This window comes from Enterovibrio makurazakiensis, assembly GCF_050336585.1.
Lineage (GTDB): Bacteria > Pseudomonadota > Gammaproteobacteria > Enterobacterales > Vibrionaceae > Enterovibrio > Enterovibrio gelatinilyticus.
The window spans coordinates 84,650-99,062 of the sequence record NZ_JAKJSE010000016.1; the positions used below are offsets into that span (position 1 = coordinate 84,650).

The following is a 14,413-nucleotide window of genomic DNA, read 5'->3' on the forward strand; positions in this document are numbered from 1 at the left end:
TTTAGCTCATGACGTTGCCGCCGTCGACATTGTATGTCTGGGCAGTGATGTAATCGGAAAGTGGAGAGGCAAGAAATAACGCTGTACCCGCAATATCGTTGGGCACACCCATGCGTTTCAGCGGGACGTCTTCGCCAACTTGTTTTTTCTTTTCGCCTAATGGGCGATGCTCGTATTTTGCGAATAGGGCATCGACATTGTCCCACATTGGCGTATCTATGACGCCAGGTGAGATACCGTTCACTGTAATGCCATACTCAGCCAATGCTAAGGCGGCAGATTGGGTGTAATTGATCACGGCGGCTTTGGTTGCGCAGTAGTGGGCAACTAACGCTTCTCCTCGTCGACCTGCTTGTGACGCCATGTTGATGATTTTGCCGCCATTGCCTGCTTGTATCATCTCTTTCGCAACAGCTTGCATCAGGAAAAACATGGCTTTGACGTTGACATCGAAAAGCCGATCAAATTGTGCTTCAGTTGCGTCAAGCAATGGGCCCATGTCAAACACGGCGGCATTGTTAAATAGCACATCAATAGAGCCATACTGTGACAAGGTAGTTCTCACCAATAATTGACGAGATTCTGCGTTGGTAATGTCAGCATGCAGGTAGCAAAGGCTGTCACCGTATTGGTCAAGTAAGGCTGAAATACCCGCTGACGGATCCTTGGGTAAATCAGCCACAACACACTTTGCGCCACTGGCGAGATAAGCATCGGTGACTGCGAGACCTATACCTCCATTTGCACCGGTTAACAACGCCACTTTTCCTTGAAGCAGTGGCCTTCCGTCGTGTTCTAGTGCAAGTGTCATGGGTAGCGCTCCTCGTAGATGTTTAAGGTTTGCTGAATTTGATTTGCTAGGGCTTGGCTAAACATGGGAAAGCGAGTTGTTAACCCGTGCCAAATATCAGAATCATTTAGAAATGCCTCGATCGGCTCAGGGCTTTGCATCCATTTTCGTGCAACTGAGATATACGGATCTTTATAATTGAACTCAAAACGATCACTGATATTGAGTACAAGAAAGCAATACCAATATGCGATCAACCTAATGGCGGCTGTCGGCATGTAATCCCTATCAAGATTGAGTTTCAATGTAGGTAAAATGAACTGCGGAAACTTACTAATGCTGTCCATTGCGATGCGCTCAATGGAATCTGCGATATAACGATTACTAAAGCGGGAGATAATCACTTCCCTGTATGCTTCAAGATCAAACGGACGATCATAAATGGTTGGTATCACTTCGTTCTGGTGATATTGCTTGAGCCACTCATTGAGTTCCGGATCGCGAATATTCTCGTCAAAAGTCACGTAACCGCGCAGTGCCCCAACATAGGACAGCAGGAAATGGCCGCCATTGAGAATGCGAATTTTTGCTTCCTCATAGGCATGGACATTGTTAGTGAGCGTGACGCCTACTGTTTCCAGCGGCGGGAACGTTGTCGCAAATTTGTCTTCTATCACCCATTGTTCAAAATCCTCGCCCATGATGGGGCACTCATCATCTATGCCGGTGTGTTGTTTAACCTCTTCGACCAGTGATGTAGTGGGTACGGGCGTAATTCTGTCGACCATGGAGCATGGGAATGTAGCATTCTCATCAAGCCAAGCGATAAGGTCAGTTAGCTTGGTGGCTTCAAGGAATTGATAAAACACATTTCTTAGTCGATTACCGTTGTCACGCAAGTTATCGCAAGTCGCGACAGTGATAGCGCCATGTTTCATTTTCTGGCGCGTTATCAGTGCCAAGGTGAGAAAACCAAAAAGCGTTTTGGGCTGACCTTGTTGTTGGCATATTACCTCAACATCGTGCGCAATTTCGGGATGTGCAAGGTTGAGGTCATCACTATCCGTTAAATAGTAACCGCCTTCGGTCACTGTAATGGTGATGGCCTTGACCTTGTCATCATTGAAAACCTGTGCAATCACACTTGTGTCTTCAGAGGCATCTTCAACGGCATTAATACTGCGTATGTTGACGAATTGCGCCGACCCATTCGGCGCAATTCGTTTAAAGTGGTAACTGCCGTTTTGTTTTTTCAGCACCGTTGGAATCGCTCGTGTTTCCTGCCGAAGATTGATGACCGTGTAATACCAGTGCTCTTCTTCCGGTAAGGTATCGTTCAGCAATTGCAGGTAATAGGCTTGATGACCTCGGTGGAAGGCACCGATGCCAAAGTGAACGAGACGATTGTTTTCAGACATGACTTACCTCACCGTAGATGTTGGTGGTTTTATCATCACTATCAAACAAGTACACTTTTTCTGAATCTAGCTTTATACCAACGGTGTCACGCAGTTTCGGTGTGTAGATGGGGTCCGCTCTTACCACAATAGTTTCTCCGCTTAACGTGCGGACATAGGTCAGCGTTTCACTACCTAATTGCTCGATAACTTCAACATCGCCTTTGAGATCCCCATCTTCTGGGGCACAAAGGGTTAGCGATTCAGGGCGAAAACCAATGCTGGCTGAAGACAATGCGCGATCTTCATAGGCCGATTTGGACAAGCGAATGTTGGCGTCATCGTTAAAATGAACATCAAGAGTGTCACCATCACCGACCTTATTCACGGGCAAGACATTCATCTTAGGCGTACCGATAAATGTCGCCACAAAGCGACTGGCTGGCTGATGGTACAGTTCTAATGGTGTGCCGATTTGTGCGACTTCACCTTGGCTCATGATCACCACTTTGTCAGCGAGCGTCATGGCTTCGATTTGGTCGTGTGTCACGTAGATCATGGTGCTCTCTAACTCTTGGTGGAGTCGTGAAAGCTCAATACGCATTTCGACACGCAACGCAGCATCGAGGTTAGACAGAGGCTCATCAAACAAGAAGACTTTTGGGTTTCTCACAATGGCTCGCCCAATGGCAACACGTTGGCGTTGACCACCAGAAAGCGCCTTGGGTTTGCGATCTAACAAGGCTTCCAGCTTGAGCGCTTTTGCGACCTTCCCAACTTTTTCTTCGATTTCTTGCTGAGGTCGTTTCGCCAGCTTAAGTGCAAAAGACATGTTGTCTTTGACCGACATGTGGGGATACAAGGCGTAACTTTGGAATACCATAGCCACGTCGCGTTTTGACGGATGGGTTTCAATGATGGATTCACCATCAAGATGAATGTCACCGTCTGACGAAGATTCTAAACCCGCAATGGTACGAAGCAATGTTGATTTCCCGCAGCCTGATGGGCCAACAAAAACCACAAACTCGCCTTTCTTGATTTCGAAATCAATGTTCTTAAGTGCCAGCGTTTCGCCGTATTTTTTATAGAGATTTTTGACTTGTAAGTAACTCATTTCACAGCCCCAAAGGTTAATCCTTGAACCAGTTGTTTCTGACAGAACCAACCAAGAATGACGATAGGCGCACACGCGAGTGTGGACGCAGCAGACAACTTCGCCCAGAACAACCCTTCCGGACTGGAATACGTCGAAATCATGGTGGCGAGGGTTCCAGCATTGGCTGAAGTCAGGTTGATTGACCAGAATGCTTCGTTCCAACTCAGCACGATGGATAGAAGCGCTGTTGACGCAATACCACCTAGTGATAAGGGCAGCAGAACATGGCGGATTTCGCCTAGCGTGTCTGCGCCGTCAAGACGCACGGCTTCAAGGATGTCACGCGGGATATCCTTGAAATAGGAGAACAGCATCCAGACCACGATGGGTAAGTTAATCAAGGTATAAATGATCGTTAGCGCAAAGGTGGTATCTAACAGTCCTGTCTTCTGACATAACACGTAGATAGGAACCAGCACGCCGACGGCCGGCAACATCTTGGTGGATAGCATCCACAACAACATATCTTTGGTGCGTTTTTGAGGATAAAACGCCATCGAGTACGCTGCTGGAATAGCAATAATCAGAGCCAAAATAGTGGAACCAAATGCGGTGATCACGGAGTTGATAGCAAACTTCATGTAGTCGCTGCGTTCTTGAACAATGCCAAAGTTCTCTGCGGTTGGTTCAAATATGAACGTAGGAGGAACGGAAATTGCCTGCTGCTCTGTTTTGAATGCCGTAATTAACATCATGAAAATTGGAAAGAAAACCAGCAGTGCCAGCGCCCAGCAAATAATTGGGCGGAGCCATCCGGTTTGATCGATGAGTGAAACGTCTTTAGCCATGATGCCTCCTTAAGCGACCAAGTTTTTGCCGATTGCTCGGATAAGAAAGAACGCGACAATGTTGGCAAGAATGACGGCAATCAGTCCCCCAGCAGAGGCGACACCCACATCAAATTGCATCAGTGCTTGCGCGAAGATCAAATACGCGAGGTTGGTCGATTCATAGCCAGGGCCACCACCCGTAGTGACAAAAATCTCTGCAAATATGGATAGCATGAAGATAGTTTCAATCATCATGACAACAGCAATTGGACGTGCTAGGTGCGGCAATGTGAGGTAACGGAATACTTGCCAACCCGTTGCGCCATCAAGCAATGCTGCTTCTTTTTGCTCGTGATCCATCGATTGCAACGATGTGATAAATATCAAGAGGGCGAAGGGCATCCATTGCCAACTTATCATGGCGATGATTGATCCCAGCGGAAACTGGGTAAGCCAGTCGATAGGCTCTAGTCCGACGCTTTCCCAAAGCGATGCCAGTACACCGTAAACTGGGTGCATCATCATGTTTTTCCATATCAGCGCATTTACTGTTGGCATGATGAAAAAAGGTGAGATCAGTAAAACGCGTGCTATTCCACGGCCAAAAAAGGGCTTGTCGAGTGCGATAGCAATCAGCAGCGCACCGAGTACGGTGACCACCAATACCATGCCCACTAACGTCAAGGTATTGAACAGTGCTGGCCAGAATGCGTCATCTGTATAGAAGAAATCGAAGTTCATCCAACCGACAAACTCGTTCTCTCCGGGGTAAAGTAGGTTATATCTGATGGTTGAGAAATATATCGTCATAGAGAGCGGGACGATCATCCAAAGCAGCAAGCTGATAAAGGATGGGGCAACCAACAGTCGAGGCAACCATTTTTGCATGAGCGACTACCAATAAAACTGAAGATGAAGCCGGGCATATAGCTGCCCGGCCAAAGGAGGTGCTTTTACTTGTAGTAACCAGACTTACGCATTTCGCGGTCTGCTGACTTGTTTGCACTTTGAAGCGCTTTTTCTACCGTGGTTTTCCCCGCCAATGCAGAAGACAATTGTTGTCCAGTTGCAATACCGATGGCTTGGAATTCTGGGATAGCAGCGAACTGAACGCCAACATATGGGCTTGGGTTCTGTGTGCTGTTTGATGGGTCTGCTGAGTTGATTGCAGCCAATTCCGCTTCTGCAAACGATGCTGCATCGAGGAACGCTTGTGTTTCATACGTCGATTGGCGTGTACCTGTTGGCACGCTTGCCCAACCATTCTTCTCAGCCACTAACTTGATGTAGTCTTTCGAGGTAGCCCAAGTTACGAATTTCTGTGCGGCTTCCGTATTTTTGGTGGCAGAAGGAACGGCCAAAGCCCATGCCCAAAGCCAGTTTGCACCGCGGTCGGTAACAGCCACAGGAGACTGTGCAAAAGCAACTTTGTCGTGCACTTTGCTCTGCTTTGGATCGGTGACGAATGATGCAGCAATCGTGGCGTCTATCCACATGCCACATTTACCTTCGTTGAACAGTGCAAGAATTTCGTTGAAGCTGTTAGAGCTCGAACCTGGAGGACCATAAGTGCTGAGAAGGTCTACATAGAAGCTGACAGCATGGTTCCATTCAGGTGAATTTAACTGTGGCTTCCAATCTTCGTCGAACCATTGCGCACCAAATGAGTTTGCCATGGTGGTTACGAATGCAGTGTTGTCGCCCCAGCCTGGTTTACCGCGTAAACAAATACCATAAACGCCGTTGTCAGGGTCGTGGATAGCCGCTGCTACGTCACGGATGTGGCCCCATGTGGCACGATCAGGTACTGTCATGCCAGCTTTGTCCACGAGATCTTTGCGGTACATGACCATTGAGCTTTCACCATAAAATGGCACAGCATAAAGTTTGTCATCTACCGACAGGCCTGCTCGCATCGCAGGAAGTAGGTCGTCCACATCATAGGCTTCGTCGGTTTCAATTTCTTTTAGCCAACCTTTTTTGCCCCAGATTGGTGTTTCGTACATACCGATAGTCATCACGTCAAACTGTCCGCCTTTTGTGGCGATATCAGTGGTGACGCGCTGGCGAAGTACACCTTCTTCTAGTGTTACCCAATTGAGTTTAATGTCGGGGTTTTGTTTTTCGAACTCTTCGCTAAGTTTCTGCATTTCAATCATGTGACCGTTGTTGACCGTTGCAATGGTCAACTCAGTAGCTGCGTATGCAGACATTGAGAAAGCGGTACAGCATGCGGCAAAGGCAGTTAACGTTTTCCTTGTAGACAGCATTTTTAGTTCCTCATGGTTATAAGATGCACATCGGTTGTTGTTAACATCTGTTTAACAATGAAAGTACAAAAAAAGACGTGTGGGAACAAAAGCAGTGAAGAAAAGTACTTTTCCGTATGTGGAATGATGATTTTTTTACTTAGAGAGGGTATTTGATGCTGAGTTTGGATGGTAAATAAGACACAAATCTGCCCATTAGGTTAGGCAGATTTGTGGTGCGTTTTAGCGAGAATCAACAGTGAAGAGCATTCGATTCGAGTTCTGATAGGAGGTCATCCGCTATCGCAACGGGTGCTTGCTTGAGAATTCGTTCACAGTAAAGCGTCATAAAATCTTCCCTGATCATTTGCTCTAATTCTGGCGCACGTTCAGTGGGGCAGAATAAGCGAATATGTACTTGTGGGTCGCCAAGATCGGTTGATGTTACATGGATATGTGGATCTGCACCGGGTAAATCTACGCCAGCATGGCGCTCAATCATATGGTTATATCTTGTAGCAACTTCATAGAAATCTTCACAGTGATCGTCAATACGTGCGAGCAAACTTGGCACCATAGGGTAGAGGTTTGCTGTTTCTTTTACGGTGATTTTAAACTCATGATAAACATAGCGTTTCATGAAATTTAAGTTTTTCACGGGTGTGGTAAAAAACAAGCTATTGGGAAAAGTAACGGTTTTTCCCGTGTAGTTATAGGTACCATGGTGAAGATCGATTTCTTGAATCTTGGTTGCCATTAAGTTGTGTTCGATCACTTCACCACACAATGAACCCACTTCGATCCATTCACCAATCTGAAACGAGCGAGAACTGGCTCGTTGAATCGATCCCGTAAAGCAAAGAATGATTTCTTTTGAAGCAACGACGACCGCGACTGCGATGGCGGTGAGTGACAAAGCAAATTCGTTGATTTCTGATCGCCAAACCAAAAACATCACGATGAGAAGAAGAGTAAAAGAGCCATTCTTTGTCTGTGATATCCACTTACGTTGTTCTTCACTCAGGAAGTTGGTATCGCCCCAGATGAGCTTGATCATGATGCGTCGAATGGTCCAGATAACGAAAATGATCAGTAAGGTGAGGAGAAATTTGTGTTCAGTAAAGAACGTGATGAGCGACTGAAGTTGTTCCACTGGCGTTTCCTGTTATACGAGTGTATTCAATAGGTAGAAACCTTTTTTGCCACACTACTGACTATATACCGTCTTATCAAGAGAGGGACGTGACTGTTTTGAGTTCAACTTGATTGCGCTTAGGTGATTGCTTCAAGTTTAGCGTGCTCGGTGATTGCTAGCGGTTAGCGAAAGTCAACGCCGTGTTCATTGTGCTTACTGGAGGCATAGACCAGAAATAGGTTGAAATCTTTCGGTATCAAACGTTTAGTAAGGCGCTTTTTGTTGGGTGAAAAGTGAACGAAAAAAAAGCAGTAAGAACTGCGGTATCTGCCTTTATCAATTCCAAAACCTCTACCATTATTAATTAGAGATCATGTGTCTCAAATAAGATTCTGGTGGGTTAATGTCGATACTGCGATGCCAATGCTTAGTGCTATTTTTAGTAATTTTCTCCGCTGAGTCAGCCAGTGGAACTATCGTTGAATCTGTCCACGGCGATGTCTCTATCTTGTCAAATGCTCATCCGACGGGTTACTCAACGCAGCAAGGTTCGCCATTCTCAGGCTTCGTACCTACCGAAACCGTCGTACTTCCTAATGGCAAAGTTAAAACTAAGCACCAGCAGTATTTTCAAGGGTTGCCTGTCCGAAAAGGGCGGGTTGTTTCAGACAAAGGCATTGACGGATTCGCCAATGCACGGGGTAAACGCGTTGTTGGTCTATCCCAAACCTTAACGAAGACAACGCCTTCTGTTAGCCATCATCGAGCGAGACAACTGTTAAAGAATCAGCATCCTACTTCCCCACCTTACAACAATATTGTCGTGCCGGAAGATGAGTCGAGCGAGTTATTTGTATGGCTTGACGAAAACACTCAACCCCACCTCGTGTATGAAGTGAGCTTTTTCATGCCGACGACAAAACCGACTCGGCCCCATGCTTATATTGACGCTAAGACCGGTAAAATTTTGAAAATGTGGGAAGGTCTGGCGCACGCATCTGATATAGGTGGAGGCCCAGGTGGCAATGAGAAAACAGGGCAATACGTATTTGGTTCAGATTACGCGGGTTTTGCGGTCGACAAAGTGGGTACGACATGCAAGATGGAAAATGCGAACGTGAAAACCGTCAATTTGAATCATGGTACATCCGGGTCGACGGCTTATTCCTATACATGTAATGACGCGAGTAATACCAATTCATACAAAACGATAAATGGTGCTTACTCTCCGCTGAATGACGCGCATTTTTTCGGCCAGTTAGTGTTTGATATGTATAACGACTGGCTAAGTATGGCACCGTTAACGTTTCAGTTGGTCATGCGTGTTCACTACAGCAATAACTATGAAAATGCGTTTTGGAATGGCTCTTCAATGACGTTTGGCGACGGTTACAGCACCTTTTATCCTTTGGTGGATGTCAATGTGTCTGCGCATGAAGTGAGCCATGGATTTACAAGTCAAAACTCGAATCTGATTTATTCGGGTATGTCTGGCGGTATTAATGAGTCTTTTTCTGACATAGCGGGTGAAGCGGCCGAATATTACTGGAAGGGTACGATTGATTGGGTCGTTGGCTCGGACATATTTAAAACCGGTCGTGGACTGCGATATTTTATCACGCCATCAGATGACGGACGCTCTATTGACCATGCGAATGAATATTACTCAGGCATGGATGTTCATTATTCTAGCGGCGTGTTCAATCGTGCTTTTTATCTTCTTGCCACAACCTCTGGTTGGGATGTACGAAAAGCGTTTGAAGCATTTGCTTTTGCTAACAAACTCTATTGGGAGGCCGACTCGAATTTTGATGATGGCGGATGTGGGGTTGTTCGTGCTGCCAGTGATCTTGGCTATAGCACATCCGATGTTGTGAATGCGTTTGAGCAGGTCGGTGTATATGCGTGTTTGGACTCAATCGAGTTAATCGATGAGGTCCCGGTGACCAATGTGAGTGGTGGATTGGGTTCAGAGACGTCGTTCTACTTTTCGCTACCTGTTAACACAGACAGTGCCAGTGTGACGCTATCTGGAGGTGCGGGCAACGCGAACCTGTTTGTGAAATACAATGGTCTGCCTTCACCGTCTGACTATGATTGTGCATCGACAGGGTCTGATAACAATGAAGTGTGTGATGTCACATTCCAAGGTAGCGGTGAATACAATGTCTTGCTGGTGGGTGAGACGAGCTTTTCTGGCGTAACCATTGAGTTGGATATCACATTGACACCACCACAAGTGCTTTCGATTGGCGACAGCCTTTTGAACCTAGCGGGTTCTCGTGGTGACATGCTGTTCTATAAGTTCGCGATGCCAGAAGATGGCAGTGATGTGCGCGTGAGTATTGCAAATGGTGATGGTGATGCTGACCTGTATGTGAATAAGGGCAGTGCCCCGTCTCAATCTGACTATGATTGCCGACCTTACTACTATGGCAATAACGAAACCTGTGAAGTGACTGGTGGCGCGGGTGAAGATGTTTACATCATGCTTCATGGTTACAGTAGCTACTCAGGTGTGACGCTAGCCGTCGAGCAGGGGAGTGTGGTACTGCCTCCTGAAGAGCGTGCACAGCCTATTGATCCAGATTCACCGATTTCTAATCTTGAAGGGTTGGTTGGCGAAGCGATTTATTATTCGTTCACCGTCACGAATGCCGGTGTATTGGCGTCTAACCAATCATCTTTAAAATCCGCTTTAAGTGTAGGAGCATCAACGCTTTCTTCTACTACGGTGACTGTCTCACTATCAGGGGGGATTGGAGACGCCGATCTTTACATTCGGGAAGGGGTAGCGCCAACAACGACGTCGTATGATTGTCAGTCAGGGGGCAGTTCGAATCAGGAGTCATGCTCATTGTCGGGGATGAGTGCAGGCACATACTATGTGATGATATATGGTTCAGAAGCTTTTGAAGGGGCAACGTTGTCAATGTCGGAAACAACGGCGCCTCAATCGACAGTCGATTCGGGAGGCGGAGGGGGAAGTGGGAGCACGCTATTTTTATACTGCTTCGCGTTGATGTTCTTGTTAGGTTCTAAGCAAGCAAAAAATCGTAGGCTTCACCTACGTTAGTTAGCGACATCGATGTCAGATCATGCGATCTGTTCTAACTCTTTTTTGCTGATGGATGCGCCTGAAAGTACAGGTTTATTCTTTAGAAATGTCATTATTTTATCGGTATTGGCTTGTGGGGAGAGTGTTGTCGTGTCTACTTCAAAGTCGTAGTTCATATTGGTGTGTACATGGTTGTATTCGCTTTCCGCCAGTCCAATGGCGCGATCTCCGCGTTGGCGTTCTCTCTCCATAGCTACAAGTAAGTGGCATTTGACTCCCACGAGACAAACATCAAACTCAGAAAATGCTTCTAGCATGTCACGTTTTTCTTCATCTGGGATCCATGCATTATCGAGGATGAGTTTACATCCTGCGTTTGCAAGCCCTTTTGCTGCTTGGTGATACCCGCGTACCAGTGTGGGGTAATCATATCCTTGGCGTGTAATGGCTTTTCCTTCCATCATTTTTTCAAGGTCACTAGGCGGTAAAGCGTAGAGTACGCTATCAATGCTGAAGTTAAGGTATTGAACGGGCAACTGTTCAATCAAGGTGTTAGCTATACTGGTTTTTCCTGAGCTACCTGTACCATTGAGCAAAATGATTTGTGGATACATGACGTTTTCAACCTAGCGGGAATGACATTAAGTGATTTAAACACACAGATTTTTCAGGTGTATAGGCATGTCATAACCAATTGAATAGGGAGTCGCAAATTTATTAGGAGAGCGCCAGTGTTTTTGCACTTACTTCTCATTCCCCCTAAGTATGACTTCAATCCGTTCAGAGTTCTTAGCGCTTAAACGTCACATTTTCAGTGGTGTTGAGGTGAACGGATGTAATTGAAGGCTGGGTTTGCGCGATCACCCGTCCAAAGCGAATGGAATACCTCACGGGCACTTGCCGACGAACGGCATCAAAATCATTGTCAGCAGGCAGGATGATAAGATTCCCTGGTTTACCAACGGCGATCCCATAGTTAGCCTCGATGTTTAGTGTGCGTGCTGAATGGTGAGTAATTAGATCGAGAGATTGGTTGAGTTGGTCATATCCCATGATTTGACAAACATGTAGCCCCATATGCAGTACCTGCAACATGTTCGCTGTACCGAGTGGATACCAAGGGTCAAAGATATCATCGTGGCCAAAACATACATTGATGTTCGAGGCCAGCATCTCTTTGACACGAGTGATACCACGACGCTTTGGGTAGTCATCAAAGCGGCCTTGCAGATGAATGTTGACCAGAGGGTTGGCAACAAAGTTAATTTCAGACAGTTTCAGTAAGCGGAATAATCGAGAGGTATACGCGCCATTGTACGAATGCATCGCTGTGGTGTGACTGGCTGTGACCTTGCTGCCCATACTGTATTTATGCGCCAGTGCTGCCACGGTTTCAACGAAACGGGACTGCTCATCGTCAATCTCATCGCAATGTATGTCGATGAGACAGCCATATTGATGGGCCAATTCAAAGGCAAAATGCAGAGATTCAATGCCGTATTCACGAGTGAACTCAAAGTGAGGAATTGCGCCCACAACGTCTGCGCCCAGTTTGACGGCTTCTTCCAGAATGGCTTTTCCATTAGGGTATGAAAGAATGCCTTCTTGTGGAAAGGCGACAATCTGAATATCAATCCATTCTTTCATCTCCTCTCTAACTTCTAGCATTGCCTTTAATGCTATGAGTGTCGGGTCAGAAACATCAACATGGGTTCGAACGTGTTGGATACCGTTGGCAATTTGCCATGTTAGTGTTTGTTTGGCTCGTACCTTCACGTCTTCAATCGATAGCGTTGCTTTACGTTCTGACCATCGTTCAATTCCTTCAAATAAGGTTCCTGAAATGTTCCAACTCGGTTCGCCAGCCGTTTGGGTTGTGTCTAAATGAACATGCGGCTCGCAAAATGGGGGAAGTACCAATCCGCCTTCAGCGTCAATCGTCACGATATTTGATTCAACTTGAATATCGGTGGCTTCGATGGCGCAGATTATCCCATTTCTAATTAATATGTTGGACGGGGCATTTTGGCCTCGAATGACGGCATTGGTAATAAGTAAATCAGTTGTCATCAAGCGATCTTCCCTGTCATTGAATATTCATCGTCGACCTAAGATTAATACTCAGGCTCCGTTGCTGTCGGCGGAAACTCTTCAAACATCTCTTTAATCTGCTCTTGTATAAAGGCATTTTTACTTGCTGGCGTCATTCGGTCAGTCAGTTTTCTCTTCGATACGGCGCGCCAAATCACTTGGTTGGATGTCGTGTTGACCATTTCTACAACGAGTTGCCCGTAGCTTCTTTCTTCATAGCGAGTTGGCGTTTCATAACCCACGCCGAATCGTCGAGAGCCATATCCAAATCGAACGGATGAACCATAAGCGACATTCTCGGTTTTGGGCTCAATGAAGTAACGAACGTTTACGTTTGGCTCACTGCCAGTTTCGATGAGTCCCATGGCGGTCAACTCCTCTTTCACCGCTTGCTTCATACGTCCATCGTCTAGCGATGTCGGGTTTGAACCGGCGGGACTGACAATCTTGTAAGACTGTATGTCGCTATAGTCATATTGTTGATCATAATCGGTATAAACACTTTTTGCGCATCCTACCAACGTCAGAATAAAAATGAGTGAAATCAGGCGTAAGTACATAGTGTTTTCTCGGGTTCAGTGAAATTTATGCTTCGCTAACGAGAGGTGGCCAAGCATGATGGGCATTCGCTTTAGGTATTGCTTCATTGTCCTAGGTGCTTTCTTAGAACGATATTAACGTTAACATTCCAAATGTGAACAGGACTTGAATAAGACCACCAAAAATCTGAAAAAGTTGCCAGAGAGTGAACTTGGATTTCAACAGACAGTAAATGAAAGACTTTTATACCCAAACAACTTAAAGGTGCTTGGGTATGGGGGTATGGAGAAAATGAGCGTGTGTGACGTCTTGATTAAGCTTTGGTGGTGAGAGAAAGTGCTTTTTTAGTCATTGGGTGTGTAGGTGCCAGTTTTTGCATGTTTTGAGCCCACCCTTTAGCCACTTTGTCGTCTTTCATGGTTAGCGCAGCTTCTACTGCACCAATATGTATCCACGCTTGCGGTCCAAAGGGATAATTTTGTAATTGCTCAGAAGCCATCATGTGCTTCAACATCTCATACCCACGCTCTTTTTGATGGAAGTAATCGGGGCTGTTGACGAATGTGATTGCGGCGATGGATTGAGTGAAAATTCCTTCGTTAAGGCCATAATAAGGCTTGGAATAGGCATCCATGCTCAAAAGATTTAACGATTTATTGAGGTTTTCTAAGCCAAGTGCAATGTATTCTTCTTGCTTCCAGGGGAGCCAAGAATCCCGAGCTTTCATGCTCAGTGTACTACCGTAATAGGCTGTCAGTAGCGGGTCATTTGGGTATTGTCTCAGTAGGCTCTCGACTGAACTCAATACAACCTCTCTTGCTTCACTTCTTCCTGATGATGCGTCGAGAAAGAATTCTTGCAGTGTTCTAGGGGCTGGATCAGCATTCACTTGGGCGAACCAAATGGGAAAAATGCTGGTTAATACAACGAAAACGAGGATCAGTGACCGACCAAATAGATTGTTTTTAAGGGTCATATCCTTGACTCCATTCATGTACCGCTGGTTTTTGATGAGTACCAAGTGGTTTCAACATACTTGGTTATTAGGGTCACTTTATCCTGATTAATGACAATGAAAAGTGCGGTGCGACAAACGGTGAATCCTGACGATGAATGGCAAACATTTGCGTTTGTAATGAGCTGGGCGGAAAGAATTGATGAAACGAATTGATAAAACTACAGCGCTACCTGATACCCAAGCTACCCAAAGTGAACGATTGAATG

At 46.0% G+C, this 14,413-nt stretch carries 12 protein-coding genes; 1 reads left to right on the forward strand and 11 read right to left on the reverse strand.

The genetic code is table 11. The annotated features are described in order from the left end of the window. Position 1: 1 nt before the first annotated feature. From L4D06_RS13170 to L4D06_RS13200, 7 genes are all read right to left on the reverse strand, one after another. Positions 2 to 811, reverse strand: a complete 810-nt coding sequence (locus L4D06_RS13170; protein ID WP_429739855.1) for an L-iditol 2-dehydrogenase — start codon at positions 809 to 811, stop codon at positions 2 to 4. Further along, on the reverse strand, positions 808 to 2,208 hold the full coding sequence (locus L4D06_RS13175; RefSeq protein ID WP_429739856.1) for a mannitol dehydrogenase family protein: 1,401 nt from the start codon (positions 2,206 to 2,208) through the stop codon (positions 808 to 810). The genes L4D06_RS13170 and L4D06_RS13175 overlap by 4 nt, the downstream gene beginning before the upstream one ends. Further along, positions 2,201 to 3,304, reverse strand: a complete 1,104-nt coding sequence (locus tag L4D06_RS13180; RefSeq protein WP_274164843.1) for an ABC transporter ATP-binding protein — start codon at positions 3,302 to 3,304, stop codon at positions 2,201 to 2,203. Before L4D06_RS13180 ends, L4D06_RS13175 begins: the two co-directional genes overlap by 8 nt. Then, positions 3,301 to 4,134 (reverse strand): carbohydrate ABC transporter permease, encoded by an 834-nt coding sequence (locus L4D06_RS13185; protein WP_274164842.1) that lies wholly within the window; start codon positions 4,132 to 4,134, stop codon positions 3,301 to 3,303. Before L4D06_RS13185 ends, L4D06_RS13180 begins: the two co-directional genes overlap by 4 nt. Positions 4,135 to 4,143: 9 nt before the next feature. Next, complete coding sequence (locus L4D06_RS13190; RefSeq protein WP_028023983.1) at positions 4,144 to 5,004, reverse strand: carbohydrate ABC transporter permease; 861 nt, start codon at positions 5,002 to 5,004, stop codon at positions 4,144 to 4,146. Positions 5,005 to 5,069: 65 nt separating this feature from the next. Further along, complete coding sequence (locus L4D06_RS13195) at positions 5,070 to 6,386, reverse strand: ABC transporter substrate-binding protein (RefSeq protein ID WP_274164841.1); 1,317 nt, start codon at positions 6,384 to 6,386, stop codon at positions 5,070 to 5,072. Between the two features lie 232 nt (positions 6,387 to 6,618). After that, positions 6,619 to 7,518, reverse strand: a complete 900-nt coding sequence (locus L4D06_RS13200; RefSeq protein ID WP_274164840.1) for a mechanosensitive ion channel family protein — start codon at positions 7,516 to 7,518, stop codon at positions 6,619 to 6,621. Positions 7,519 to 7,903: 385 nt separating this feature from the next. Here L4D06_RS13200 and L4D06_RS13205 point away from each other — a divergent pair, with 385 nt between their 5' ends. After that, a complete protein-coding gene (locus L4D06_RS13205; RefSeq protein WP_429739859.1) occupies positions 7,904 to 10,576 on the forward strand; it encodes a M4 family metallopeptidase in 2,673 nt (890 codons plus the stop codon). A gap of 20 nt (positions 10,577 to 10,596) precedes the next feature. Here the strand turns inward: L4D06_RS13205 and L4D06_RS13210 are convergent, their stop codons facing one another. From L4D06_RS13210 to L4D06_RS13225, 4 genes are all read right to left on the reverse strand, one after another. Further along, positions 10,597 to 11,172 (reverse strand): chloramphenicol phosphotransferase CPT family protein, encoded by a 576-nt coding sequence (locus L4D06_RS13210; protein ID WP_274164838.1) that lies wholly within the window; start codon positions 11,170 to 11,172, stop codon positions 10,597 to 10,599. Positions 11,173 to 11,347: 175 nt separating this feature from the next. After that, positions 11,348 to 12,628 (reverse strand): cytosine deaminase, encoded by a 1,281-nt coding sequence (locus tag L4D06_RS13215; protein ID WP_429739861.1) that lies wholly within the window; start codon positions 12,626 to 12,628, stop codon positions 11,348 to 11,350. Between the two features lie 44 nt (positions 12,629 to 12,672). Beyond that, positions 12,673 to 13,209, reverse strand: a complete 537-nt coding sequence (locus L4D06_RS13220) for a DUF4136 domain-containing protein (protein ID WP_429739862.1) — start codon at positions 13,207 to 13,209, stop codon at positions 12,673 to 12,675. Between the two features lie 293 nt (positions 13,210 to 13,502). Continuing rightward, on the reverse strand, positions 13,503 to 14,165 hold the full coding sequence (locus L4D06_RS13225; RefSeq protein ID WP_429739863.1) for a hypothetical protein: 663 nt from the start codon (positions 14,163 to 14,165) through the stop codon (positions 13,503 to 13,505). Positions 14,166 to 14,413 lie beyond the last annotated feature (248 nt).